General features: G+C 62.8%; 19 protein-coding genes. 11 read left to right on the forward strand and 8 right to left on the reverse strand.

Annotated elements, in window-relative coordinates; translation table 11 throughout:
- Window positions 1–23 precede the first annotated feature (23 nt).
- Window positions 24–908 carry a symmetrical bis(5'-nucleosyl)-tetraphosphatase gene (locus AC1DYR_RS04460; protein ID WP_477704005.1) on the forward strand — a complete coding sequence of 295 codons (885 nt, stop codon included), beginning with the start codon at window positions 24–26 and terminating at the stop codon, window positions 906–908.
- Here the strand turns inward: AC1DYR_RS04460 and AC1DYR_RS04465 are convergent.
- From AC1DYR_RS04465 to ypfJ, 3 genes are all read right to left on the reverse strand, one after another.
- Window positions 905–1,861, reverse strand: coding sequence for a YihY/virulence factor BrkB family protein (locus AC1DYR_RS04465; RefSeq protein ID WP_477704006.1), 957 nt, complete (start codon window positions 1,859–1,861; stop codon window positions 905–907). The genes AC1DYR_RS04460 and AC1DYR_RS04465 overlap by 4 nt on opposite strands.
- A gap of 97 nt (window positions 1,862–1,958) precedes the next feature.
- Window positions 1,959–3,404 carry a DEAD/DEAH box helicase gene (locus tag AC1DYR_RS04470; RefSeq protein WP_477647871.1) on the reverse strand — a complete coding sequence of 482 codons (1,446 nt, stop codon included), beginning with the start codon at window positions 3,402–3,404 and terminating at the stop codon, window positions 1,959–1,961.
- Between the two features lie 359 nt (window positions 3,405–3,763).
- Window positions 3,764–4,639, reverse strand: coding sequence for a KPN_02809 family neutral zinc metallopeptidase (gene ypfJ, locus AC1DYR_RS04475; RefSeq protein ID WP_477704007.1), 876 nt, complete (start codon window positions 4,637–4,639; stop codon window positions 3,764–3,766).
- A gap of 152 nt (window positions 4,640–4,791) precedes the next feature.
- Here ypfJ and AC1DYR_RS04480 point away from each other — a divergent pair, with 152 nt between their 5' ends.
- Complete coding sequence (locus AC1DYR_RS04480; protein WP_477704008.1) at window positions 4,792–5,514, forward strand: DUF4136 domain-containing protein; 723 nt, start codon at window positions 4,792–4,794, stop codon at window positions 5,512–5,514.
- Between the two features lie 148 nt (window positions 5,515–5,662).
- Window positions 5,663–6,343 (forward strand): pyroglutamyl-peptidase I, encoded by a 681-nt coding sequence (gene pcp, locus AC1DYR_RS04485; RefSeq protein ID WP_477704009.1) that lies wholly within the window; start codon window positions 5,663–5,665, stop codon window positions 6,341–6,343.
- Here the strand turns inward: pcp and AC1DYR_RS04490 are convergent.
- Together AC1DYR_RS04490 and AC1DYR_RS04495 are read right to left on the reverse strand one after the other, a co-directional pair.
- On the reverse strand, window positions 6,336–6,599 hold the full coding sequence (locus AC1DYR_RS04490; RefSeq protein ID WP_477704133.1) for a hypothetical protein: 264 nt from the start codon (window positions 6,597–6,599) through the stop codon (window positions 6,336–6,338). The two genes, pcp and AC1DYR_RS04490, sit on opposite strands and share 8 nt — an antisense overlap.
- A 52-nt stretch (window positions 6,600–6,651) precedes the next feature.
- Window positions 6,652–7,068, reverse strand: a complete 417-nt coding sequence (locus tag AC1DYR_RS04495) for a hypothetical protein (RefSeq protein WP_477704010.1) — start codon at window positions 7,066–7,068, stop codon at window positions 6,652–6,654.
- A gap of 177 nt (window positions 7,069–7,245) precedes the next feature.
- Between AC1DYR_RS04495 and AC1DYR_RS04500 the strand changes: the two genes are divergently transcribed.
- The 3 genes from AC1DYR_RS04500 to AC1DYR_RS04510 all read left to right on the forward strand — a co-directional run bounded on the left by AC1DYR_RS04500 (window position 7,246) and on the right by AC1DYR_RS04510 (window position 9,709).
- Window positions 7,246–8,151 (forward strand): delta(1)-pyrroline-2-carboxylate reductase family protein, encoded by a 906-nt coding sequence (locus tag AC1DYR_RS04500; protein ID WP_477704011.1) that lies wholly within the window; start codon window positions 7,246–7,248, stop codon window positions 8,149–8,151.
- A 124-nt stretch (window positions 8,152–8,275) separates the two neighbouring features.
- On the forward strand, window positions 8,276–8,698 hold the full coding sequence (locus tag AC1DYR_RS04505) for a universal stress protein (RefSeq protein WP_477704012.1): 423 nt from the start codon (window positions 8,276–8,278) through the stop codon (window positions 8,696–8,698).
- Between the two features lie 114 nt (window positions 8,699–8,812).
- Window positions 8,813–9,709 carry an alpha/beta hydrolase gene (locus tag AC1DYR_RS04510; RefSeq protein ID WP_477704013.1) on the forward strand — a complete coding sequence of 299 codons (897 nt, stop codon included), beginning with the start codon at window positions 8,813–8,815 and terminating at the stop codon, window positions 9,707–9,709.
- A gap of 72 nt (window positions 9,710–9,781) precedes the next feature.
- Here the strand turns inward: AC1DYR_RS04510 and dcd are convergent, their stop codons facing one another.
- A complete protein-coding gene (dcd, locus tag AC1DYR_RS04515; RefSeq protein ID WP_457279872.1) occupies window positions 9,782–10,354 on the reverse strand; it encodes a dCTP deaminase in 573 nt (190 codons plus the stop codon).
- Window positions 10,355–10,653: 299 nt separating this feature from the next.
- Between dcd and AC1DYR_RS04520 the strand changes: the two genes are divergently transcribed.
- A complete protein-coding gene (locus tag AC1DYR_RS04520) occupies window positions 10,654–12,873 on the forward strand; it encodes a PAS domain-containing protein (protein WP_477704014.1) in 2,220 nt (739 codons plus the stop codon).
- Window positions 12,874–12,921: 48 nt separating this feature from the next.
- Here AC1DYR_RS04520 and AC1DYR_RS04525 read toward each other — a convergent pair whose 3' ends face one another.
- Together AC1DYR_RS04525 and AC1DYR_RS04530 are read right to left on the reverse strand one after the other, a co-directional pair.
- Window positions 12,922–13,815 (reverse strand): response regulator, encoded by an 894-nt coding sequence (locus tag AC1DYR_RS04525; protein WP_477704015.1) that lies wholly within the window; start codon window positions 13,813–13,815, stop codon window positions 12,922–12,924.
- Window positions 13,808–17,185, reverse strand: coding sequence for a hybrid sensor histidine kinase/response regulator (locus AC1DYR_RS04530; protein WP_477704016.1), 3,378 nt, complete (start codon window positions 17,183–17,185; stop codon window positions 13,808–13,810). Before AC1DYR_RS04530 ends, AC1DYR_RS04525 begins: the two co-directional genes overlap by 8 nt.
- 201 nt (window positions 17,186–17,386) lie before the next feature.
- Here AC1DYR_RS04530 and urtA point away from each other — a divergent pair, with 201 nt between their 5' ends.
- From urtA to urtD, 4 genes are all read left to right on the forward strand, one after another.
- The gene (gene urtA / locus AC1DYR_RS04535) at window positions 17,387–18,649 is read left to right on the forward strand and encodes an urea ABC transporter substrate-binding protein (protein WP_436158001.1); all 1,263 of its coding nucleotides are present in this window, start codon (window positions 17,387–17,389) and stop codon (window positions 18,647–18,649) included.
- 127 nt (window positions 18,650–18,776) lie between these two features.
- Window positions 18,777–19,691: an urea ABC transporter permease subunit UrtB gene (gene urtB, locus AC1DYR_RS04540; protein WP_477704017.1), complete on the forward strand. Its 915-nt coding sequence runs from the start codon at window positions 18,777–18,779 to the stop codon at window positions 19,689–19,691.
- 45 nt (window positions 19,692–19,736) lie between these two features.
- Window positions 19,737–20,924 (forward strand): urea ABC transporter permease subunit UrtC, encoded by a 1,188-nt coding sequence (urtC, locus tag AC1DYR_RS04545; protein ID WP_477704018.1) that lies wholly within the window; start codon window positions 19,737–19,739, stop codon window positions 20,922–20,924.
- Window positions 20,925–20,958: 34 nt separating this feature from the next.
- Entirely contained in the window at window positions 20,959–21,702 is a 744-nt protein-coding gene (gene urtD / locus AC1DYR_RS04550; RefSeq protein ID WP_477704134.1) for an urea ABC transporter ATP-binding protein UrtD, read from the forward strand.
- The last annotated feature ends 24 nt before the right edge of the window (window positions 21,703–21,726 follow it).

Below are 21,726 nucleotides of genomic sequence, written 5' to 3' on the forward strand. Positions count from 1 at the left end.
GGGGCCTGGCGCAAAATAAACACATGTCACTTTACTGTATCGGCGACCTGCAGGGTTGCCACGCACCTTTTCAGCGCTTGCTGGACAAGATCGACTTCTCCCCGAGCCGCGACACCCTCTACATCCTTGGCGACCTGGTCAACCGCGGCCCCGGCTCCCTTCAGGTGCTGCGCAGCCTCTCGGCATTGGGCGACGCTGCGCAATGCCTGCTTGGTAACCACGACCTGCACCTGCTGGCCGTGTGGCAAGGCGTGCGCAAGCCGGGCCGCAGCGACACGGTGCAGGGCATCCTCGAGGCCAGGGACAGCCAGGCCCTGCTTGACTGGCTGCGCCAGCGCGCCATGGCCATCCATCGCCACGGCTGGCTGATGGTGCATGCGGGTGTGCTGCCGCAATGGACTGCGGCGCAAACCGTGACGCTGGGCTCAGAGGTGGAGCAGGTGCTGCGCGGCAGCCATCTCAAGGACTTTCTGCAGGCCATGTACGGCAACACGCCTGATCACTGGAGCGACAGCCTCAAGGGCGTCGACCGGCTTCGCGTCATCGTGAATGCACTCACGCGCCTGCGTTTTTGCACCCCCGAAGGCGTGATGGACTTCAGCAGTACCGATGGCCCCGGCAGCGCGCCTGAAGGCCACCTGCCCTGGTTTGATGTTCCCGGCCGGGCCACAGCAGGTACGCCGGTTGCGTTTGGCCATTGGTCTACGTTGGCCAGCGGCAAGAACAGCACACCCGCCCTGCGCAACAACACCTTGCCACTCGACACCGGCTGCGTGTGGGGCGGCTGCCTCACGGCGGCCAGATTGGGGGCGGTGCCTGGCGAGTTTGAACTGGTCAGCGTGCAATGCGAGCAGGCACAAAAGCCAGGCAAAGCAGACAAAGCCGAGAAGCCCCGTAAATCAGCTTAAGCCGCAGGCTCAATCGTTGAAGCAGCGCCTTCCGGCAGGCGAGACTGCCCCCGGGCGCTTGCCTCGTCCGCCCACGCCCTGGCGACGCTTGCCGCGAGCAACAGCACGGCCGATGAAAAGTAGATCCACATCAGGATCACCACCAGCGAGCCTGCCGCGCCATAGGCCGACACAACCGCTGCGGTGGAGAGGTAAAAAGCCATCAGGTGCTTGCCGACCGCAAACAGGATGGCCCCCGCGGCGGAACCCATCACCAGATAGCGTAAAGCGGGCTTGGGGCCTACGCTCATTCTCATGAGCGCTACAAACAGAACAACGCAAAATCCGAAAGACACGACCTCATTGAGAACCCAGGCGATCTTCTCAATCGGCAAATAGCTGCCCGCCCAGCCTGAAAGAAGGCTGAGAAAAGTCGAGATCACCAGCGAGACCAGCAAGAGAAAACCGAAAGCCAGGATGTAAGCCACTCCGCGCAAGCGCAGGGAGGCGCTGTGCCACCACTTTTGCTGCGGCTCCTCGCCGCTGCCCTGGCGCCACAGCCTCTCAAACGCGTCCTGCAACTCGGCAAAGACACCGGTGGCTCCAAACAGCAGCAAGGCAAAAGCAAACAGCGAAGCCACAATGCCTTCCGAAGGCTCCTGGGCGCTGGAGAGCGCCTGCTGCACCACCTGGGCGCCCTGCGCGCCGATGACGCTGCGGATCTGGTCAACCAGGCTGGTTTCGATGTAGGCGCGGTCCAGCCACCAGCCCAGCACGGCAACCAGCAATACCAGTAGCGGCGCCAAGCTCAGGATGCCGTAGAAAGACATGGCTGCGCTCATGCGCATGCCGTCGGCGTCTATCCAATGATCGACGGCGCGCCACAAGGAGCGAAAGATTTTCAGGCCTTTGTGGGAGCGCGCGGGAAACCCCAAATCTGGCGGCTTCAGGTGCGGATCGGAGTTCGCCATCATAAGGACAGCGTAGAAGACGCGCCACAAGGGCTACACCGGACGGCCTCGCAATCCGCCGTAGGCGCTGGCCGACGGCCGATGCGTAAGCTGTGCGGGTTTAGCCGGCGGTTTTGAAAAGGGCTGCGACTTTTTTCTTCGGCTTGATATTGGCCGACACACTGCTGCGTGCCGGGGCGGCCTTGGCGGCGGCTTCCCAGGCGGGCGTGGCATCGGGCGCAGCGGTTGGTTCGTAGGGCTGGTCGAAAAACGGGTCACGCGGCGCCGCCGGCTGGCGATGCGGCGTGTACTCGCGCCGCTCCCGCGGCTGGCGCGCTTCACGCGCATGGCCACCCTCTTCACCTTCACGGTACATTCGGCGGCCGTCATTGATACGGCCCTGCTCGCTGATGCGGGGCTGGTCTTCCTCGAACTCGATGGGCTCCAGCTCGATCTTGGTCTTGATCAGCTTCTCAATATCAGCCACCAGGCGCTGGTCGCTGCTGGCAACAAAACTCACTGCCAGGCCCGATGCGCCAGCCCGGCCGGTACGGCCGATGCGGTGCACGTAATCTTCGGCATTGAAGGGCACATCGAAGTTGAACACCGCGGGCACATCCTTGATGTCCAGGCCGCGCGCCGCCACGTCGGTACACACCAGCAGGTCGACTTCGCCCTTCTTGAAGGCTTCCAGCGCTTTCAGGCGCTCGTCCTGGCTCTTGTCGCCATGCAGCGCCGTGGTCTTGAGGCCTTCGCGTTCCAGGGAACGTGCCAGCCGCGCGCAACCAAGCTTGCTGTTGACGAACACAAAAGCCTGCTTCATGCCGCGCTGTTTCAGGATCTGGTGCAGGGCACGGCGTTTGTCGTCAGCGCCCACACTGTAGAAATGCTGCTCAACGGTAGACGCCGTGGCGTTGGAGCGCGCCACTTCAATCGTGACCGGGTCCTGCAGGTAGCTGGAGGCCAGTTTTTTGATTTCGGGTGAGAAGGTGGCCGAGAACAGCAAGGTGATGCGCTGCTTGGGCAGGTAGCTCAGGATGCGCTGCAGATCGGGCAGAAAGCCGATGTCCAGCATGCGGTCGGCTTCGTCGAGCACCACGTATTCGACCTGGTTGAGTACGGCGTTCTTGGCTTCGATGTGGTCAAGCAGGCGACCCGGCGTGGCTACCAGCACTTCCACGCCTTTTTTGAGTTCGGCCGTCTGCGGCTTCATGTCCATGCCGCCGAAAACAACGGCGCTGTTCAGGTTGGTGTATTTGGCATACAGCTTGACCTGCTCGGCGACCTGCACGGCGAGTTCACGCGTGGGCAGCAACACCAGCGCACGCACCGGGTGGCGGGCTGGCGACGTCGAGGCGTTCTCGTGCTTCATCATGCGCTGCAGCAGCGGCAAGGCGAAGGCAGCGGTTTTGCCGGTGCCGGTTTGCGCGGCGCCCATGACGTCTTTACCCTGCAGGACGACCGGGATGGCCTGTTCCTGGATGGGGGTCATGGTTTCGTAGCCCATTTCGGCCACGGCGCGGGCCAGCGGTTCTGCCAGCGAAAGATTGGAAAAAGAGGATGTCATAAAAAGGCTCGGCGGTATTCTGCGGGTTGTCTTGCGAAGGATGCACGAACCGGAAATCGCGGACCGGCGCGCTGGCAGCCAACGGCACCGCTGCACCATTGGCAAAAAAGGTAGCGCGGCAGGGCGCCCGGCGTGGCACGGTCAGCGACCATGATGGGGCTGTTGCAGCGCTTCCTCAGCCTTCTATTGTCGCACTTTAGGCCCCAACGCCGGTTTTGCCGGCCCACTGCGCGTTCAGGGCCATTTGGACCAGGGCGTCCACCGGGGCAACGCCCCTTTATTGCTATCTATTTTATAGCTGCCTGCACACGTCAGTAAAGGGCTGGAGCCTGATTTAACCAAAAATTCCTGACTGTGGGCTAAATACTGCGGGCGCTGAAGGTGTCGCATGCCTTCACGCTGCCCGTTTTCAGGCCGGTGTCAAACCACCGCTGGCGCTGGGCACTGGTGCCGTGGGTGAAGCTTTCGGGCACCACCGCGCCTCCGCCAGCGCGCTGCAGGGCGTCGTCGCCGATTTTGGCGGCCGCGTTCATGGCCTCCTCCACGTCGCCCTGCTCCAGGATCTGGCGCGCGTTCTGCGCGTTATGCGCCCACACACCGGCAAAACAGTCGGCCTGCAACTCCAGACGAACGCTCAGGGCGTTGTATTCGGCCTTGCTGACCCGCCCGCGCATCTGGTCCATCTTGCCGCTGATGCCGAGCAGGTTCTGCACATGGTGGCCCACCTCATGCGCGATGACATAGGCCTGGGCAAAGTCGCCGGGTGCTCCCAACCGGCTACGGAGGGTTTCGTAAAAGCCGAGGTCGATGTAGACCTTCTGGTCGCCCGGACAGTAAAAGGGCCCCATGGCGGCCTGGCCCTGGCCGCAGGCCGTTTGTGTGGCACCACGAAAGAGCACCAGCCGCGGTTTCTGGTAAGTGCCGCCGCCCTTGGCAAACACGTCGGTCCAGACATCTTCGGTGTCCGCCAGCACGGTAGAAACGAATTTCGCCATGCGGTCATCGGCCGGCGGCTTGGGGGCCGGGCCCTGCTGCACTTGTGCCGGGGGTCCGCCGCCGCTGAGCAGGCTCAGGATGGTCATCGGGTTGATGCCGAAGATCCAGCCGCCTACCAGCGCCACCACGATGGTGCCGATGCCGACGCTGCGGCCCCCAAAGCCGAAGCCGCCTCCCCCGCCACCGGCGTCGCGCCGGTCTTCAACGTTGTCGGATTCGCGATTGCCTTCCCACTTCATGGTGTCTCCCTGTCTGTCATCCGTGCATACTGGCCTTTCCGGCCCGCTGCGGCACCTGCCCCAAAGCCCGGTCCGCTGTCAGCGCATGCGCCGACTTTACTTGAGCGGCCCCCGCCGTGGAACAAAATTGAACCCTGGTGTATCCATTCGTCATGACTACTTTTACCCACCCAACGGCCGCGGGCCCCGGCACCCAGGGCGGCGCCATTTCCGTGTTTTTCCCGCTGCGCCTGGCGCTTGCGTTGCTGCTGGCCGCGCTGCTGACGGCCTGCGCCAGCCCCATCACCACCCGCGTGACCAGCTTCAACCAGTGGCCGGCCGATACGGCGGGCGCTACCTTCAGCTACATCACGCCGGTGGACTCGACGCGGCAGCTGGAACAAGCCACCTATGAGGGCTACGTGCAGGCCGAACTGGAAAAGCGCGGCCTCAAACGCGCACCTGAAGGACAGACCGGGCGCCTGCACGTCGACGTGGCGGCCAGCAGCCGCAGCGAGGAGAAAACCTTTCTGCAGCCGGTTTACCAGGACAACTTTGTCTTCCTGCCGCCCTACCGCGACGCCGCGGGCCGCCTTTATGCAGGCGGCTGGGTCCCGGACCCTTTCGGGCCGCGCTATGTGGGCGACCGGCAGCTCAACATGACGATTTACACCAACAGCCTGCGTGTGCGGTTGCTTGACACCCAGGGCACGCCACCGGGCAAGCCTCCGCGCACGGTGTTTGAGTCACGCGCCGTGTACGAAGGCGGCAGCGGCTACCTTCCGCTGGTCGTTCCTTATCTGGTTCGCGCGGTGTTTGACAACTTTCCCGGCCAGAACGGCCAGGTGCGTGTTGTGAAGTTCGACAGCGAAACCGGCGCGGTGATCAAAAAGTAAGCTCAACCGCCGGGCAGTCGAGTGGGGCCCGGTCTCCCGTTTCACCCCGCCTGGAAGGCTGGTACCTTTTCCAGAGGGGTGGCAACCAGCGCGGAAATGTCCGGATGGCTGGAGTAGCCAAAACACTGCCGTCCTTCACAATGGCGACATGCGCACAGCCCTTTCCGCTTCTTCGCTCCCCCGTGTCCTGCTCACCGGCTTCGACCCCTTCGGCGACACCGGACACAGCGGCTTACCCCTCAACCCCAGCTGGCTGGCGGTACAGGCGCTGGGTGGCAAGCGCATAGGCGGCCACCTCCTGGTGGCGGCGCAATTGCCCACCGTGTTTCAGGCCTCCATCGTAGAACTCATCCGGCTACTCGCGCTGCATAAGCCGGTACTGGTGATCTGCGTCGGCCAGGCGGGCGGGCGCAGCGCGATTTCGCTGGAGCGCATTGCCATCAACGTCAACGATGCCCGTATTCCCGACAATGTCGGCGGCCTGCCCGTCGACACGCCGGTAGTGGCGGGCGGGCCGGCGGCCTATTTCAGCAGCCTGCCCATCAAGGCCATGCTGCAGGCGCTGCAGGAGGCGGGCGTGGCTGCCGAGGTATCGCAGACCGCGGGCACCTTTGTCTGCAACCACGTGTTTTATGCGCTCATGCATGCCCTGACCACAAAGCGCGGTTTCAGGCGCACGCGCGGCGGCTTTATCCATGTGCCCTATGTGCCCGAACAGGGCGCACCCAGCTTGCCGCTCGGTGAGATCGTGCGCGGGTTGCGGCTGGCCATAGCGGCGGCGCTGGCCACACCGCACGACATCGTCAAAGGCGCTGGGGCCGTCAGTTAGCGTTAGGGTTAGCGTCTTGCGCGCCGGCATTTTGCGTGGGCACGGCAGGCTCATCTCGCAGCAGGCGCCACAGCAGGAACGTGCCAATCACGGCGTTACCCAGCGCAAAACAGGTGACCAGCACCGTGGCCCAGGCATTCAAGGGACGGTTATGCACCACCCAGGCCAGTAAAGGAGACAGCCCGTTGAGCACGAGCATCAGCCAGAACAGGGGGTTTCGCGGCTGGTAAAGACGCAACAGGCGTGACAAATCCATCGTGGCCACATGCTAACCGCACCGGCCGGAAAACCTTCCGACGATTGCTGAATCAGCGGATGGCGAAGGACGCCGGCATAAAACCCTGCGCAGGCTGCATTGGCAGCATGCTGCTGACAGTGGCGCCTGCTGCGTTGCTGGCCATCACACCGCTGGATTCCCCCGATGAATCAGCCAGAGCCTGGCCCTTCTGCGCGCTGGCGGTGACGGGCGGCAAGGCCGAGGCGGCCGTGATGCGGGCCTGCTGGATACAACCCTGGCGGGCGGGACCGGCGGTGTTTTCGATGCACTGCGCAATCGCCTGCACTTCAGCCTGGCGCTGATAGTCGCGGATCCTGGCTTTGGTGACTTGCCCGTCCGCCACAAACGCGAAGGCTGCGAGCTGGCAAGCAAACACCAGACCGGCCGCTACCCAGAGCAGCGTCTTGTAAGGCATTTTGTCGAATTTTTGCAAGTGATCAGAAAACATGGCAGGCCTCCCAGTGAACCTGCTTTCATCCTAGGGAGGCGTTTGCGGTTTCCATCCAGCACTTTTCCCGGGAATATGTAGGATAAAAACCTTTCATTTTTTTACGCGACGTAACGCCGGGCGCCGACACCCTCTCGTCTCGCCCTTGCACTTCCTTCCTCGCTTTACCATCGCCCCATGACGCCCACCCTGCTCAGCCCCGCCCAAACCGCCGCCCGCCTGCCTTACCCACTGCTGGTCAGCGAGCTGACGCACCTGCTCAAGGACAGTTCCGTCCAGGTGCCGCCGCGCGTGGTGCAGCCCCTGCCTGGGGGCGGCAGCCTGTTTGTGATGCCGGCGCTGGATGCCCGTACCGCGATCACCAAACTGATCACCTTTACACCCGGCAATGCCGGCACCGGCCGACCCACTATCCAGGGCGACGTTGTGGTGTTTGACGTGGCCACCGGCAGTCGCCGGCTGATGCTCGACGGGCCCACCGTCACCGCCCGGCGCACGGCAGCCGTCTCGCTGCTGGCCGCGCAGCGGCTGGCACCCAACACGCACGGCCCCATGCTCATCGTCGGCGCTGGTGTCCAGGGACTTGCGCACCTGGAGGCTTATGCCGAAGGCCTGGGCGTGCACGAATTTCGCATCGCTTCGCGCAGCTACGCCAGCGCCCAGGCCCTGGTGCAGCATGCAGAGGCTCGGGGCCTGAACGCCCGCGTGGTACACGACGCCGATGCTGCGCTGGCCGAGTGCCCGCTGGCCGTTACCTGCACGCCGGCTGCCGCCGTAGTCCTTAGCGCGCTGCCCCGGCCTGACGGCTTCATCAGCGCCGTTGGGGCTTTCACCCCTGTCATGATGGAACTGAGCGCCGCGTTATGCCAATACTTCGCGGCGAAGGGTTCGGTGTTTGTCGACACGGCTGATGCCATCCACGAAGCCGGGGACCTGCTGCAGGCCGGACTGGACGTGGGCCGCTTCGCAAGCCTGGGCGATGTGATCCGCCAGGACATCAAAAAACCCGCCGGGCCGGTGCTGTTTAAAAGCTGCGGCTGGGCGGGCTGGGACCTGGCCGCGGCGCGGACGGCCCTGGCCTGAACGGCGCCTGGTCAGCACCTGGAGCCAAGCCGTTTGCCCGGACTGCCAGATGAAGACAGGCACTCACCTATAGCGGTATGACGACGCTGGTGTTACGCTGATCCGATCACACCGGAGAAACACCATGAAGATTCTGTTCGCCGCCGACGGCAGCAAGTACACCAAAAAAGCCCTGGCCTTTCTGGTCAACCACGATGAACTCGCCGGTGCCGAAGGCGAGGTGGTGGTGATCAACGTGCAGGCTCCTGTGCCGGGCCGCGTCAAGACCATGCTGGGTTCGGCCAACGTCACCGCCTACCACGCCGAAGAATCGCAAAAGGTGCTGGCGCCGATCGAGCGTTTCCTGCAGCGCCACAAGATGGCGTTTAAAACCCTCGCCGTGGTCGGCTCGCCCACCGCTGAAATACTGCGTGCCGCCAAGCGCGAAAAAGCGCACCTGATCGTGATGGGCACGCACGGCCAGGGACTACTCAGCCGCGCACTGATTGGCAGCGTGGCTCAGCGCGTGGTCGCCGAGTGCGACATTCCGGTGCTGCTGGTCAAGTAGCAGGCTTCACTGCGGCCGCATCCCTGTTGGCATCCGCCGGCACCGCCACGGGAGCGCGGGTTCATGCGTCCGCGATTTGCCGGATACTCACCATCACACAACAAGGAGATCAAGATGGGGACAGGCATGGGGTTCAGGTCGATCCGCAAACTGCTGGGCTGGGTTTTACTGGCACTTGTTGCGGCTAGCGCACCGCTGTCGTTTGCCAGCGAGGTCACCGTCAGGTCCTTCAACTCAAAGGCCTTGAACACGGATTACCGTTACACCGTTTACCTGCCGGACGGCTACGAGAGCGGTCGGCTGCGCTATCCGGTGCTGTTTTTGCTGCACGGCAACGGCGGCGACCACAATGACTGGCTGGTCAAGGGCCAGATCCAGGCGACCATGGACACGCTGGTCCGGGAAGGCCGCGTCCAGCCGGCCATCATCGTGATGCCCGGCGGCGGCTCCACCTGGTGGGTGGACGGTAACAAGGACAAGGCCGAGACCGCGCTCATCAAGGAGCTCATCCCGCACATCGACACCAACTTCAGGACCATCACCGCGCGTGAAGGCCGCATGATTGCCGGGCTGTCCGCCGGTGGTTTCGGCACGGTGAACGCCGTTTTCAAGTACCCCGAGCTGTTTGTTTCCGCCGCGGCGTTGAGCCCCGCAATTTATTCGCCGACACCCCCGGGCCACTCTTCGGCCATGCAGGTGGCGCCGTTTCAGGCGGGTGGAAAATTTGACCAGGCTTCATGGGATCGCTTGAACTACACCGCCAGCTGGGAAGCCTACAAAAGCAAAAAAATCGTGGTGCCCCTGTACATCAACAGCGGCGACCACGACACCTTTTCCATTGCCTACCATTCGGCCGGCCTGTTCCAGAAATTGTTTGAGTACCAGCCCAAGCTGGTGGAGTACCGCGTCGTCGACGGCGACCATGAATGGCCGGTGTGGCGCGACACCATTGGCGACGCCGTCAAGTACATGAGCGGCTTTGCCAGCCGCCCCCAAATCGCCAAACCCTGACGACACTGAAGGCAGAAACGAAAACGGTCGCCCTTTGCAGGCGTCCGTCAAAATCAGGCGCGTAGGTGTCCGTTACGCCTTCGGCAAGGTTACGCCCACCTGCCCCTGGTACTTGCCGCCGCGGTCTTTGTAGCTGACCTCGCAAACGTCGTCCTTGTCGCTCTCGAAGAACAGCACCTGCGCACAGCCCTCACCCGCGTAAATCTTGGCGGGAAGTGGCGTGGTGTTAGAGAACTCCAGTGTCACATAGCCCTCCCATTCGGGCTCGAACGGCGTGACGTTGACAATGATGCCGCAGCGCGCATAGGTGCTTTTTCCCAGGCAGATGGTCAGCACATTGCGCGGGATGCGGAAGTACTCCATGGTGCGGGCCAGCGCAAAGCTGTTGGGCGGGATGATGCAGCTGTCACCGTGGAAGTCGACAAAACTTTTTTCGTCGAAGTTTTTCGGATCCACTACCGTGCTGTGGATATTGGTGAAAACCTTGAACTCAGGCGCGCAGCGGATGTCGTAGCCGTAGCTGCTGGTGCCGTAGCTGATGATTTTCTGGCCGTCCCGCTGGCGGATCTGGCCGGGTTCAAAAGGCTCGATCATGCCGTGCTGCTCGGACATGCGGCGTATCCATTTATCGCTCTTGATGCTCATGGGATGGGGCTCCTGTTGTGGCTGTGATTGTAAGTTGGGGTTGGAGTGCCATCCCCATTGACCACCAGTTCGGAGACAGCCAGCCCTTCTTCCCCAAGGGGGCAGTCAGTAAAGGCAGGGCTGGAGGGCTATCACTGCCCACGATCCGATAAAAGCGCCACGGACGCATGGACGGGGAAAGTGCTGCTGGTCAAGACACCGCATTCCGCGTAACGTTGCCCCTATCTATAACAGGCACAAGCTCAAGCTGAAGTGCCGTTGTCCCATATCTAAAGCCGGTTCATGCGAGGCGCCCCACTATGAAAACAAGTTCTACCCAGAACAAGGACCGTATTCTTGTCGTGAACACCAGTCCCGGCATTCACGATGCCTTTCACAAAATACTTGTTGAAGATGAAAATGCACAGGGGAAATTCGAGCTGGATTGTGTCAGCGACGGGCACCAGGGACTGGCCCTGGTGCAACAGTCACTTCTGGCAGCGCGGCCCTATGCCCTGGCATTCATAGGTGCTTCTCAAACGGGGGGAGGGAAAGAGCTTGAAATACCCCCTCAAATATGGGCGCTCGATCCGGGAGTCCAGATAGTGCTGTGCGCGGATCGGCTGGATCTTTCTTCTGACGCGCTGCGCGCAGCCATGGGAGCCACGAATAGCAGGTGGCTGGTGCTCAAGACGCCGCTTGATCCTGTAGAAGTCATCCAATTGGCGTACGCCCTGGCAGAGAAGTGGCATTTGCAACAACTCGCTGGTCCTCATCCCGGTGGGCACCCTGAGGCGGATGCTACGCAGAAGGAGAACCCGGCGGCTGCCTCCCAGATCAACGAGCAGGATTTGTTGCGTTCGCTTCTGGACAACGTTCCCGATCACATTTATTTCAAGGATGCGCAGTCCCGCTTTCTCAAATGCAGCAAGGCGCAGGCGCTGCAGTTTGGGGCATCGTCACCGGAGGAGCTGGTGGGCAAGACGGATCACGATTTTTTTTCCGAAGAGCATGCGCGCCCCGCCTACGAAGATGAACAGGAAATCCTGCGCACAGGTCAGCCGATCATTGGCAAAGTGGAAAAGGAAACCTGGAAAGACGGACGCGGTGAATCCTGGAAACTGAGTACGAAGATGCCGCTGCGCAACAACGCCGGAGCCATCATTGGTACCTTCGGTATTTCCAAGGACATTACCGCCCTGAAGCAGACTGAAGCAGCCTTGGCGTATCACCATGACCTGCTGACCACGCTCATGGAGAGCTCACCGGATTCCATCTTCTTCAAGGATCTGAAATCACGTTTGGTAAAAGTCAGCCGCTCGGAGGTTCACAACCTCCTGCGGCTATCGATCAGCCGCTATCGCGCAGCACATCCGGACACGGGTGAGGAGACACTTCCACCGCATTTGGCCAGTGTGGAGGAGTTTGAAAAGTATGTGATTGGTAAAACCGATGCAGACATTTACGGCCAGGACAGGGCGAGTGAATTTAGCCACGACGAAGAAGAGATTATCCGGACGGGGAAGCCCATCCTCGAAAAGAGCGAAAAAACCGTTCATCCTGATGGGCGTGTCGTCTGGTACCTCACCACCAAAGGCCCCTGGAGAGACAGGAACGGCACACTGATCGGAACCTTCGGGACTTCGAAAAACATATCCGAATTGAAGGAAGCGGAACGCAAAATTGAAGAGGTTCAAGCCCAGCTGCTCACCACGGCGCGCCTGGCGGGCATGGCAGAGATCGCAACCAACGTGTTGCACAACGTGGGAAACGTTCTCAACAGCGTCAACGTGTCGGCCGAATTGATTGGCAGCCAGTTGCGGACGTCCAAGCTCAAGGGGCTCGCCCGCTCTGTGGGTTTGATGGACGCCCACACCGGGGATTTGGGGGAGTTTTTGACGCAAGACAGCAAAGGCAAGCTGCTACCCGCCTATCTGCGCGAGTTGGCCCGAACACTGGAGGCAGAGCATGAATCCATCGCGAAAGAACTCGAGGCACTTTGCAGCAGTGTGGACCACATCAAACAGGTCATCGCGACCCAGCAATCATACGCAGGCACCCCGCGTGTCGTCGAATCCGCCAAGGTGGATGAGTTGCTGGACGACGCGCTACGCATGAATGCGGATGCACTGACGCGCCACAAAGTTGATGTTGAAAAAAAATACGCAGCTTTGCCCACCCTTTTGCTGGATCGGCAACGCGTGTTGCAGGTGCTGGTGAACCTGATCAGCAACGCCAAGCAGGCTTTTGGCACGATTGCAGACAGGCGCCCGTTCATTACGCTCGATGCTGTTTTGCTGGAAGGGCCCGTGCTGCGCATCACGGTGACAGACAACGGGGAAGGCATTGCACCGGAGAATCTGACGCGCGTTTTCTCCCACGGCTTCACCACACGCAAAAACGGACATGGCTTTGGTCTGCACAGCTGCGTTCTGGCCGCGCAGGAAATGGGCGGCAGCTTGCATGTCCACAGCGACGGCCCCGGGCAGGGCGCATCGTTCATCCTGGAGATTCCCGTCGCGACCGCGCAGGTTCATTGAACGCGCCAAAAAATGCCTTTTTCCCGCCCATGCAGGGCTTGGGTCGGTCTAAAAGACATGCCCAGTTGCCAGCGCTGCGGCTGCTGCCCGTGTTTCCACGCCCAGCTTTTCAAATATGTGCTCCAGGTGCTTGTTCACCGTGCGGTGGCTCATGCCCAGGATGTCGCCGATGTCGCGGTTGGTCTTGCCCTTGGCCAGCCAGGAGAGGACTTCGGTTTCGCGCGGCGTCAGCGCGGCGTTGGCCAGGCGCGAGGGCGAGGCGGAGTTGGCGCCGCGCTGCTCCAGCAGCAACATGGTTTCGCCAATGCCGACCCGGCCCATGTTGCGCACCGACAGCTGCACGCCGGCCAGGTTCAGCAGCACCTCATCGGTGTCATCCTCCAGCGCGGCGTACACCGGCTCGGGCAGGCGCCCCGGCTGGGCGCCGTCCCCGACGCCTTGTAGCCACAGGGCCGCCTGCGGCGAGCGCCAGGCGACACGCCCGCGCGCATCGACCAGCACCACGCCGAAGCCGGCCACGTCCACCGCCTCGCGCGCCAGTCGCGTCATGCGCGCATTGCGCGTGTGGGTGTGCAGCCGCGCCACCACCTCCTGCGCGCGCAGCGGCTTGACAACGTAGTCGACACCCCCGCAGGCAAAACCTTCGAGCACATGCGGCGTCTCCGACAGGCCGGTCATGAAGATCACCGGGATGTGCGCCATGACCGGGTTGGCCTTGATTTTCCGGCAGGTGTCAAAGCCCGAAAGACCGGGCATGACGGCATCGAGCAGGATGGCGTCGGGCGCGACCAGTTCCAGGCGCTGCAAGGCCGAGTCGCCGTCACGCGCAACCAGCACGGTGTAGCCCTCACCTTCCAGCGTGTCGCACAGCATGCCCAGGCTGCTGGGGGCGTCATCCACCACCAGCACCACGGGGCGTTGTTCTTCAGCAGCCTCAAGCATCAACGTCCTCCGTCAAATGATCGAGCAGCAGTTCCAGTTCGCAGCGGCTCACAAAGCCGCGCAAGCGCGCGCAGCTGACGGCCAGCGCGGGGTCTTCGGCCGTGATGCGATCCAACAGGCGGTGCAGGCCGTGCACGTGGCCCAGCTTCACCAGCCGTATTAGCCCGGCGCGGGCCTCCTCGGGCAGGCCCAGCGAACTCTCGCCCGCCGGGCCGGCCGCCTGCGGCGCTGGCGAGACCACCGAGGTCACCCACTCCAGCCCCAGGTGGCGCTGCAGCGCGTCCATCAATTCCGATTCCAGCACCGGCTTGCCGACAAAGGCCTGGCAGCCCGAGGCCTTCAGGCGCGAGGCCTGGTTCTCGAAAACATTGGCGGACACCACGATGATGGGCACCTCGGCATAACCCCGATGGCGTATCTGCAGCGCGGTTTCCCAGCCGTCCAGGTCGTCCATGCTGATGTCCAGCAGGATGGCGTCGGGCACGCCGTCCTTGAGGCTGTCTATGCATTCAAGGCCGCTGGCCGCCTCTGTCACATCAAAGCCCAGCGGCGTCAGCATGCCGGCCAGCATCTGACGCTGCACCGGCTGGTCGTCGACCACCAGCAACGTGCGGCGCTTGCCGAAGAAGCCGGCGATCTGGTGCGGCGGGTCGGCCAGCGGACCGGGGTCGTCGATCTCGCGCAGGTACAGGCGCACGCTGAAGGTGCTGCCCTTGTCGGGCTCGCTCTGCAAAGTGAGATCCCCCCCCATCAACGCGGTCAACAGGCCCGTGATGGTCAGGCCCAGGCCGGTACCCGGCTCGCCGCGGCGGCGGCCCGCGGCGCCGCGCTCAAAGGGCAGAAAGATGCGCTGCTGGTCCTGCGGTGCGATGCCTATGCCGGTATCCACCACGTCGAAGCGGATCACCTCGCGCCGGCAGTCCACATGCAGCTTCACGCTGCCCGCGTCAGTGAACATCACCGCATTGCTCAGCAGGTTGATGATGATCTGGCGCAGCCGCTTGGCGTCGGCCTGCACCCAGGCCGGCATGCGGCCGCTGTGGGTGTAGAAAAAATCCACGCCCTTGGCCTCAGCCTGTGGCCGCACCATGCTGACCAGGCCCTCGAGGAAGTCGGGCAGCGGCACTGGAATCGGCTCCAGCCGCAGCCGGCCGGCCTCGATACGCGCCAGGTCCAGCAGGCCGTCGACCAGTTGCAGCAGGTGCTCGCCGCTGCGCTGTATGGTCTGCACGGCCTCGCGCGGCGTGCTGGCAAGCGCTTCGCTTTTGAGCAAAATCTGCGAATAGCCCAGGATGCTGTTGAGCGGCGTGCGCAGCTCGTGCGTCATGCCGGCCACGTAACGCGTCTTGGCCTGGTTGGCCGACTCGGCCACTTCCTTGGCGGTTTGCAGCGCGGCATCGGTGCGCTGATGCGCCTCAATCTCGCGCGACAGCAGCTGGTTCTGCCGGTTCGACTCGTCCTGCGCCATGCGCCGGCTTTCGCTGCCCAGCACCACCCACCAGCTGCAGACCGCGACGATCAGCAGCAGCATGGCGAACACTTTCACGAAGGCCGAGCGCAGCAGGCCCGGGAGATCACCGGTGGATGGGAAGGTGGTCTCCTGCATGTAGACCATGCCCATCACGGTGGCCAGCAACGCGCACAGCGAGAGCATCACCACCATGTAGTGACCGACGCGGAAGTTGACGCGGCTGGACAGCGCACTCGGCAGCAACTTGCCTAAAAATTCCTCGGCCTGCTCGGCGGCGCGCGAGCGCGTCTTGCAGCGGTCGTGGCAGCGCGACTCCAGCGTGCAGCACAGTGAGCAGATGGGCGCGCCGTAGGCCGGGCAGCTGGCCATGTCCTCGGCCTCGAAGGCGTTCTCGCAGACGTGGCAGCGCACCATCTGGCCCGGCACGCCCATGGCCTGCGGCTTGCGGGCGACGTAATAACGCCCCTTGGTCACCCAGGCCAGCAGCGGCGACAGCACCAGCGCCATGCCCAACGCGATGAAAGGTGAAAAGGCCTCGGCCTTGGGCCCCATGGCGCCGGTGTAGGCGAACACCGACACCACCGTCGCCAGCAGCATGGAGCCCAGACCCACCGGGTTGATGTCGTACAGATGCGCGCGCTTGAATTCGATGCCCGGCGGGCTCAGGCCCAGCGGCTTGTTGATGACGAGGTCGGCCACCAGCGCGCCCACCCAGGCAATCGCCACGTTGCTGTAAAGCCCCAGCACTTTCTCGAGCGCCGAGAACACGTCCAGTGTCATCAAAAGCAGCGCAATCGCCACGTTGAACACCAGCCACACCACGCGCCCCGGGTGGCTGTGCGTGAGGCGCGCGAAGAAGTTGGACCACGCGAGTGAGCCGGCGTAGGCGTTGGTCAGGTTGATCTTGAGCTGCGACACCACCACAAACACCACGGTCGCGGCCAGGATCCAGGCCGGGTCACTGAAGACGTAGGCAAAGCCGGCCAGGTACATCTGCGTGGGCTCCACCGCCTTGGAGGCCGGCAGCTCGTGCTGCAGCACCAGGAAGGCCAGGAAGGCGCCGCCCAACATCTTCAGCATGCCCAGCACGATCCAGCCCGGCCCGGCCATCAGCACCGCGGCCCACCAGCGCCGGCGGTTCGCATGCGTTTTTTCAGGCAGGAAGCGTAAGAAGTCCACCTGCTCGCCGATCTGCACCACAAGCGAGAACGCCACGGTCGCGGCCGCACCAAACATGAGCGGGTCGAACTCGCTGCTGCCCGAGGTGCGTCCGGTCAGTCCGGTGAAGTCGAAAAAAGCCTGCGGGTTCTTCCAGAGCACCGCCAGGTAGGGCAAGAGCAGCAGCACGCCCCACAACGGCTGAGTCCACATCTGCAGGCGCGAGATCAGCGTGATGCCGCGAACCACCATGGGCACGATGACCACTGCGCTGATCACGTAACACCAGGCGATCGGGATGTCCAGGTACATCTGCAGCGCCAGCGCCATGATGGCCGCCTCCAGCGCGAAGAAGATGAACGTAAAGCTCGCGTAGATCAGCGAGGTGATGGTCGAGCCCAGGTAACCGAAGCCGGCGCCGCGCGTCAGCAAGTCCATGTCCACGCCGTAGCGCGCCGCGTAATAGCTGATGGGCAGGCCGGTGAAGAAGGTGATCAGCCCCACCACCAGGATGGCCCACAGTGCATTGGTGAAGCCGTAGTTGAGCGCGATGGCGCCGCCTATCGCCTCCAGCGCCAGGAAAGACATCGCGCCGAAGGCCGTGTTGCCGACCCGCCACTCCGACCACTTGCGAAAGCCGCGCGGCGTATAGCGCAGCGCGTAGTCCTCGATGGATTCGTCGGCCACCCACGCGTTGTACTCGCGTCGAATACGGAAAATTTTCTGGGTGGCGATGGTCAAGGCGGTCTCCGTCGAACGGCCGTAGGGCTGCGGCAACGCACCCGAAGCGTTCCGCAAGAAGTGTGCCCGGCGCACCAAAAGGGTGGCTACGTTGATTGACGTATAGGGATGCGCGGCCCTTGTGAACATGATTCACCTGACTTCAACGCAAGCCTTCACCTCTTCAACCGTTCACCTTTTTACCAACCGCAGGAGCCCAGCATGTCCAACGACGATCGCGATCCATCTTCCTTCATCAACCGCCGCCGCCTCATGCAGGGCGTCGCCGCGGCCCTGCCGCTGGCCGGCCTGCCCGGCTGGGCACAAGCCCAGCAATTTCCCACAGCCAAGGTCAACACCACCAAGCTGGCCGTCACCGACACCGAAGTGACCGTGGGCCAGTTGCACTCGGCCACCGGCACCATGGCGATTTCCGAGACGGGTTCCATCCAGGCCGAGCAGCTCGCCATAGACCAGATCAACGCCATGGGCGGCGTGCTGGGCCGCAAGATCAAGGTCATCAAGGAAGACGGCGCCTCCGACTGGCCCACCTTCGCGGAAAAATCCAAGAAACTGCTGGTCAATGACAAGGTCGCCGCCGTGTTCGGCTGCTGGACCTCGGCCTCACGCAAAGCCGTGCTGCCCATCTTCGAAAAAGAAAACGGCATGCTCTACTACCCGACTTTTTACGAAGGCCTGGAGCAGAGCAAGAACGTGATCTACACCGGCCAGGAAGCCACGCAGCAGATCCTCTACGGCCTGGACTGGGCCTCGAAAGAAAAGAAAGCCAAGACCTTCTTCCTGGTCGGCTCCGACTACATCTGGCCGCGCACCTCGATGAAAATCGGCCGCAAGCACATCGAAGCCCACCTCACCGGCAGCAAGGTCGTCGGCGAAGAGTACTACCCGCTGGGCCACACCAACTTCAACTCGCTGATCAACAAGATCAAGGTCGCCAAGCCCGACTGCATCTTCATTGCCGTGGTGGGCGGCTCCAACGTGGCCTTCTACAAACAGCTGAAAGCGGCCGGCGTCACCGCCGCCAAGCAGTTCCTGCTGACCATCTCGGTGACGGAAGACGAGGTGCTGGGCATAGGCGGCGAGAACATGAACGGTTTCTACGCCTCCATGAAGTACTTCCAGTCGCTGGACAACCCCAACAACAAGGCTTTCGTGACGGCCTTCAAGGCCAAGTACGGCAAGGACGCTGTGATCGGCGACGTGACGCAGGCCGGCTACCTCGGCCCCTGGCTGTGGAAAGCCACGGTCGAAAAAGCCGGCAGCTTCGACGTCGACAAGATCGCCGCGGCCTCCACCGGCATCGAGCTCAAGACCGCGCCCGAAGGCTACGTGAAGCTGCATGAGAACCATCACCTGTGGAGCAAGGCCCGCATCGGCCAGGCCCAGGCGGACGGCCAGTTCAAGGTGGTGGCCGAATCCCCGGCATTGATCGAACCCAACCCCTTCCCCAAGGGCTACCAGTAAGCGCAAGCGCTGGCTCCTGACGGTTCACTCAGCCACGTGGCTGGGTGAGCCGGCAGGGGCTTCTTCTTTTCCCTTTGTCCTTTCTTCGCAGACGCCCCGCCTTTTTGACTCGCACCGGAGCCCCACCATGAATCTTTCCGAAATGCTCAACATCGGCCTGATGCAAGGCTTTGCCGGGCTCAGCCTGTTTTCCGTGCTGCTCCTCATGGGCCTGGGCCTGGCCATCATCTTCGGCCAGATGGGCGTGATCAACATGGCCCATGGCGAGTTCATGACCATAGGCGCCTACACGATTTACCTGTTTTCGCATTTGTCGGAAACCTACGCACCGGGCTTTGTGCAGGCCTACTTTCCGTTCGCCATCGTCGCGGCTTTCATCTTCGCCTTCGCCGTCGGCTGGCTGGCCGAATGGGCTTTCATACGGCATCTCTACAAACGACCGCTGGACACGCTGCTGGCCACCTGGGGCCTGTCGCTGGGCATGCAGCAGATCTTCCGCACCACCTTCGGCGCCAAGGAAGTCAGCCCCACCCTGCCCGAATGGCTCATGGGCTCATGGGCGCCGGCCCCCGGCCTGGACATTCCGATCAACGGCATGTTCGTGATGGCGCTCACATTGATCGCGACCTGCGGCGTGTTGATCGCACTGCACAAGTCGCGCTGGGGCCTGCGCGTACGCGCCACGGTCGCCAACCGCGTGATGGCCAACGCCACCGGCATCAACACCAAGAAGACCGACCGCCTGACCTTTGCCATCGGCTGCGGCATTGCGGGCGTGGCCGGCGCGGCCTTCACCACGATTGGCTCCACCGGCCCGACCAGCGGATCGCTCTACATCGTCGATGCTTTCCTGGTCGTCACCTTCGGCGGCGCGGCCAGCCTGCTGGGCACTGTGGTCTCGGCCTTCGGTATCGCGCAGACGCAATCGATTGCCGAGTTCTTCATGACCGGCTCGATGGCCAAGGTGCTGACCTTGATGACCATCGTGACCATCCTGATGCTGCGCCCGCAAGGTTTGTTCGCCTCCAAGGTGCGGCGCTGAGCTTTCAACTTATTCCCACAGCAATCCAGATAACCGGAGTTTTTCATGAACAGCCTCAAGCAATGGATAGTGCGCAACGGCCTGGGCAACGTCGCCCTGCTCGCCCTGGTGCTGCTGGTGGTCTTTCCCCTCGCGCTGGATTTGTTTCGCCTCAACCTCGTGGGCAAATACCTGAGCTATTCCTTCGTCGCGCTGGGGCTGGTCATGCTGTGGGGCTACGGCGGCGTGCTCAGCCTGGGCCAGGGCGTGTTCTTCGGCCTGGGCGGCTACGGCATGGCGATGTTCTTGAAGCTTGAAGCCAGCGACCCTATCACCACCAAAATCCAGTCCACGCCCGGCATCCCCGACTTCATGGACTGGAACCAGATCACCGCACTGCCGATCTGGTGGAAGCCCTTCCAGTCCTTCCCGCTGACCTTGCTGCTGATCCTGGTCGTGCCCACGCTGCTGGCCTTCATCATCGGCTACGCCATGTTCAAGCGGCGTGTGGGCGGCGTCTACTTTGCCATCATCACGCAGGCCGTGGCGCTGATCCTCACGGTGCTCATCATCGGCCAACAGGGCTACACCGGCGGCGTCAACGGCATGACCGACCTCAAGACCATCCTCGGATGGGACACCCGCACCGACAGCGCCAAGTACATCCTCTACTTTGCCACCGTGGGCCTGCTGCTGGGTGCCATCGTGCTGTGCACCTGGATCCAGAAGAGCAAGCTGGGCACGCTGCTGCTGGCCATGCGTGACAAGGAAGACCGCGTGCGCTTTTCGGGCTACGACGTGGCCATGTTCCGGGTCTTCGCCTTCTGCTTCGCGGCCATGCTGTCGGCCGTGGGCGGCGCGATGTTCACCCTGCAGGTGGGCTTCATGTCGCCCTCACTGGTCGGCATCGTACCGTCGATTGAGATGGTGATCTTCGCCGCCGTGGGCGGGCGCATGTCGCTGGTGGGCGCGGTCTACGGCGCGCTGCTGGTGAACTTCGGCAAGACCTATTTTTCCGAGAGCTTTCCCGACCTCTGGCTGTTCCTGATGGCCGGCATGTTCCTGGGCGTGGTGCTGGCCTTCCCCGACGGCCTGGCCGGCGTCTACACGCAGCGGGTCAAGCCCTGGCTGGCCAGGCACTTCAGCCGCCGGGAGAAAGTTGCCCCGCCTGCCGCTCCTCCGACGGCGCCGCCGGCAGTGACGACGCATGAAACGCCCACGCTGCCCGCCGGCTTGACTGGCCAGCAGACCTGAACTACCCAAGGACGCCACCATGATCGCTCCCGCCATGACCCCCAAGGACTTTGTGCTGTCGGTCGAAGACCTGACGGTGTCCTTCGATGGCTTCAAGGCCATCGACAGCCTGAACCTCTACGTCGACCAGAACGAGCTGCGCGTGATCATAGGCCCCAACGGCGCGGGCAAGACCACGCTGCTGGACCTGATCTGCGGCAAGACCCGCGCCAGCCACGGCCGCATCAAGTTCAAGAACGCCGAGATGACCAAGCTGCCCGAATACCAGATCGTGCGATCCGGCATAGGCCGCAAGTTCCAGACGCCGTCCATCTACGAAAACCTCAGCGTGTTCCAGAACCTGGAAGTGTCCTTCCCGCGCGGGCGCGGCGTGTTCGGCGCGCTGTTCTTCAAGCGCAGCGAGGAAGTCAAGGCCCGCGTGCAGGCCGTGGCGGCCGAGATCGGCCTGGCTGATCAAGTGGACACCGAAGCCGGCCTGCTCTCGCACGGGCAAAAGCAGTGGCTGGAGATCGGCATGCTGCTGATGCAGGACCCGGAGCTGCTGATGCTGGACGAACCGATCGCCGGCATGAGCGTGCGCGAGCGCGAGCTCACGGCCGAGCTGCTCAAACGCATCTGCAAGGGCCGCGCCATGATCGTCATCGAGCACGACATGGAGTTCGTCAAGCGCATCGCCGACAAGGTGACCGTCATGCACCAGGGAAAGATCCTGGCCGAAGGGTCGATGGAAAAAGTGCAGGCCGACCCGCGCGTGATCGACGTGTACCTGGGCCATTAAGCGCTAAAGCACCAAGGAACCACC

The organism is Polaromonas sp. P1_F9, from assembly GCF_056405615.1.

Excerpts from the sequence above, each read along its gene's own strand:
- urtA (WP_436158001.1), top strand. The coding sequence starts at position 17,387 with ATGTCCAACGACGATCGCGATCCATCTTCCTTCATCAACCGCCGCCGC.
- AC1DYR_RS04490 (WP_477704133.1), bottom strand. The coding sequence starts at position 6,599 with ATGGATTTGTCACGCCTGTTGCGTCTTTACCAGCCGCGAAACCCCCTG.
- AC1DYR_RS04470 (WP_477647871.1), bottom strand. The coding sequence starts at position 3,404 with ATGACATCCTCTTTTTCCAATCTTTCGCTGGCAGAACCGCTGGCCCGC.
- urtC (WP_477704018.1), top strand. The coding sequence starts at position 19,737 with ATGAACAGCCTCAAGCAATGGATAGTGCGCAACGGCCTGGGCAACGTC.
- AC1DYR_RS04465 (WP_477704006.1), bottom strand. The coding sequence starts at position 1,861 with ATGATGGCGAACTCCGATCCGCACCTGAAGCCGCCAGATTTGGGGTTT.
- ypfJ (WP_477704007.1), bottom strand. The coding sequence starts at position 4,639 with ATGAAGTGGGAAGGCAATCGCGAATCCGACAACGTTGAAGACCGGCGC.
- AC1DYR_RS04495 (WP_477704010.1), bottom strand. The coding sequence starts at position 7,068 with ATGTTTTCTGATCACTTGCAAAAATTCGACAAAATGCCTTACAAGACG.
- AC1DYR_RS04525 (WP_477704015.1), bottom strand. The coding sequence starts at position 13,815 with ATGCTTGAGGCTGCTGAAGAACAACGCCCCGTGGTGCTGGTGGTGGAT.
- urtD (WP_477704134.1), top strand. The coding sequence starts at position 20,959 with ATGACCCCCAAGGACTTTGTGCTGTCGGTCGAAGACCTGACGGTGTCC.
- AC1DYR_RS04510 (WP_477704013.1), top strand. The coding sequence starts at position 8,813 with ATGGGGACAGGCATGGGGTTCAGGTCGATCCGCAAACTGCTGGGCTGG.
- pcp (WP_477704009.1), top strand. The coding sequence starts at position 5,663 with ATGCGCACAGCCCTTTCCGCTTCTTCGCTCCCCCGTGTCCTGCTCACC.
- AC1DYR_RS04505 (WP_477704012.1), top strand. The coding sequence starts at position 8,276 with ATGAAGATTCTGTTCGCCGCCGACGGCAGCAAGTACACCAAAAAAGCC.
- AC1DYR_RS04520 (WP_477704014.1), top strand. The coding sequence starts at position 10,654 with ATGAAAACAAGTTCTACCCAGAACAAGGACCGTATTCTTGTCGTGAAC.
- dcd (WP_457279872.1), bottom strand. The coding sequence starts at position 10,354 with ATGAGCATCAAGAGCGATAAATGGATACGCCGCATGTCCGAGCAGCAC.
- AC1DYR_RS04460 (WP_477704005.1), top strand. The coding sequence starts at position 24 with ATGTCACTTTACTGTATCGGCGACCTGCAGGGTTGCCACGCACCTTTT.
- AC1DYR_RS04480 (WP_477704008.1), top strand. The coding sequence starts at position 4,792 with ATGACTACTTTTACCCACCCAACGGCCGCGGGCCCCGGCACCCAGGGC.
- urtB (WP_477704017.1), top strand. The coding sequence starts at position 18,777 with ATGAATCTTTCCGAAATGCTCAACATCGGCCTGATGCAAGGCTTTGCC.
- AC1DYR_RS04500 (WP_477704011.1), top strand. The coding sequence starts at position 7,246 with ATGACGCCCACCCTGCTCAGCCCCGCCCAAACCGCCGCCCGCCTGCCT.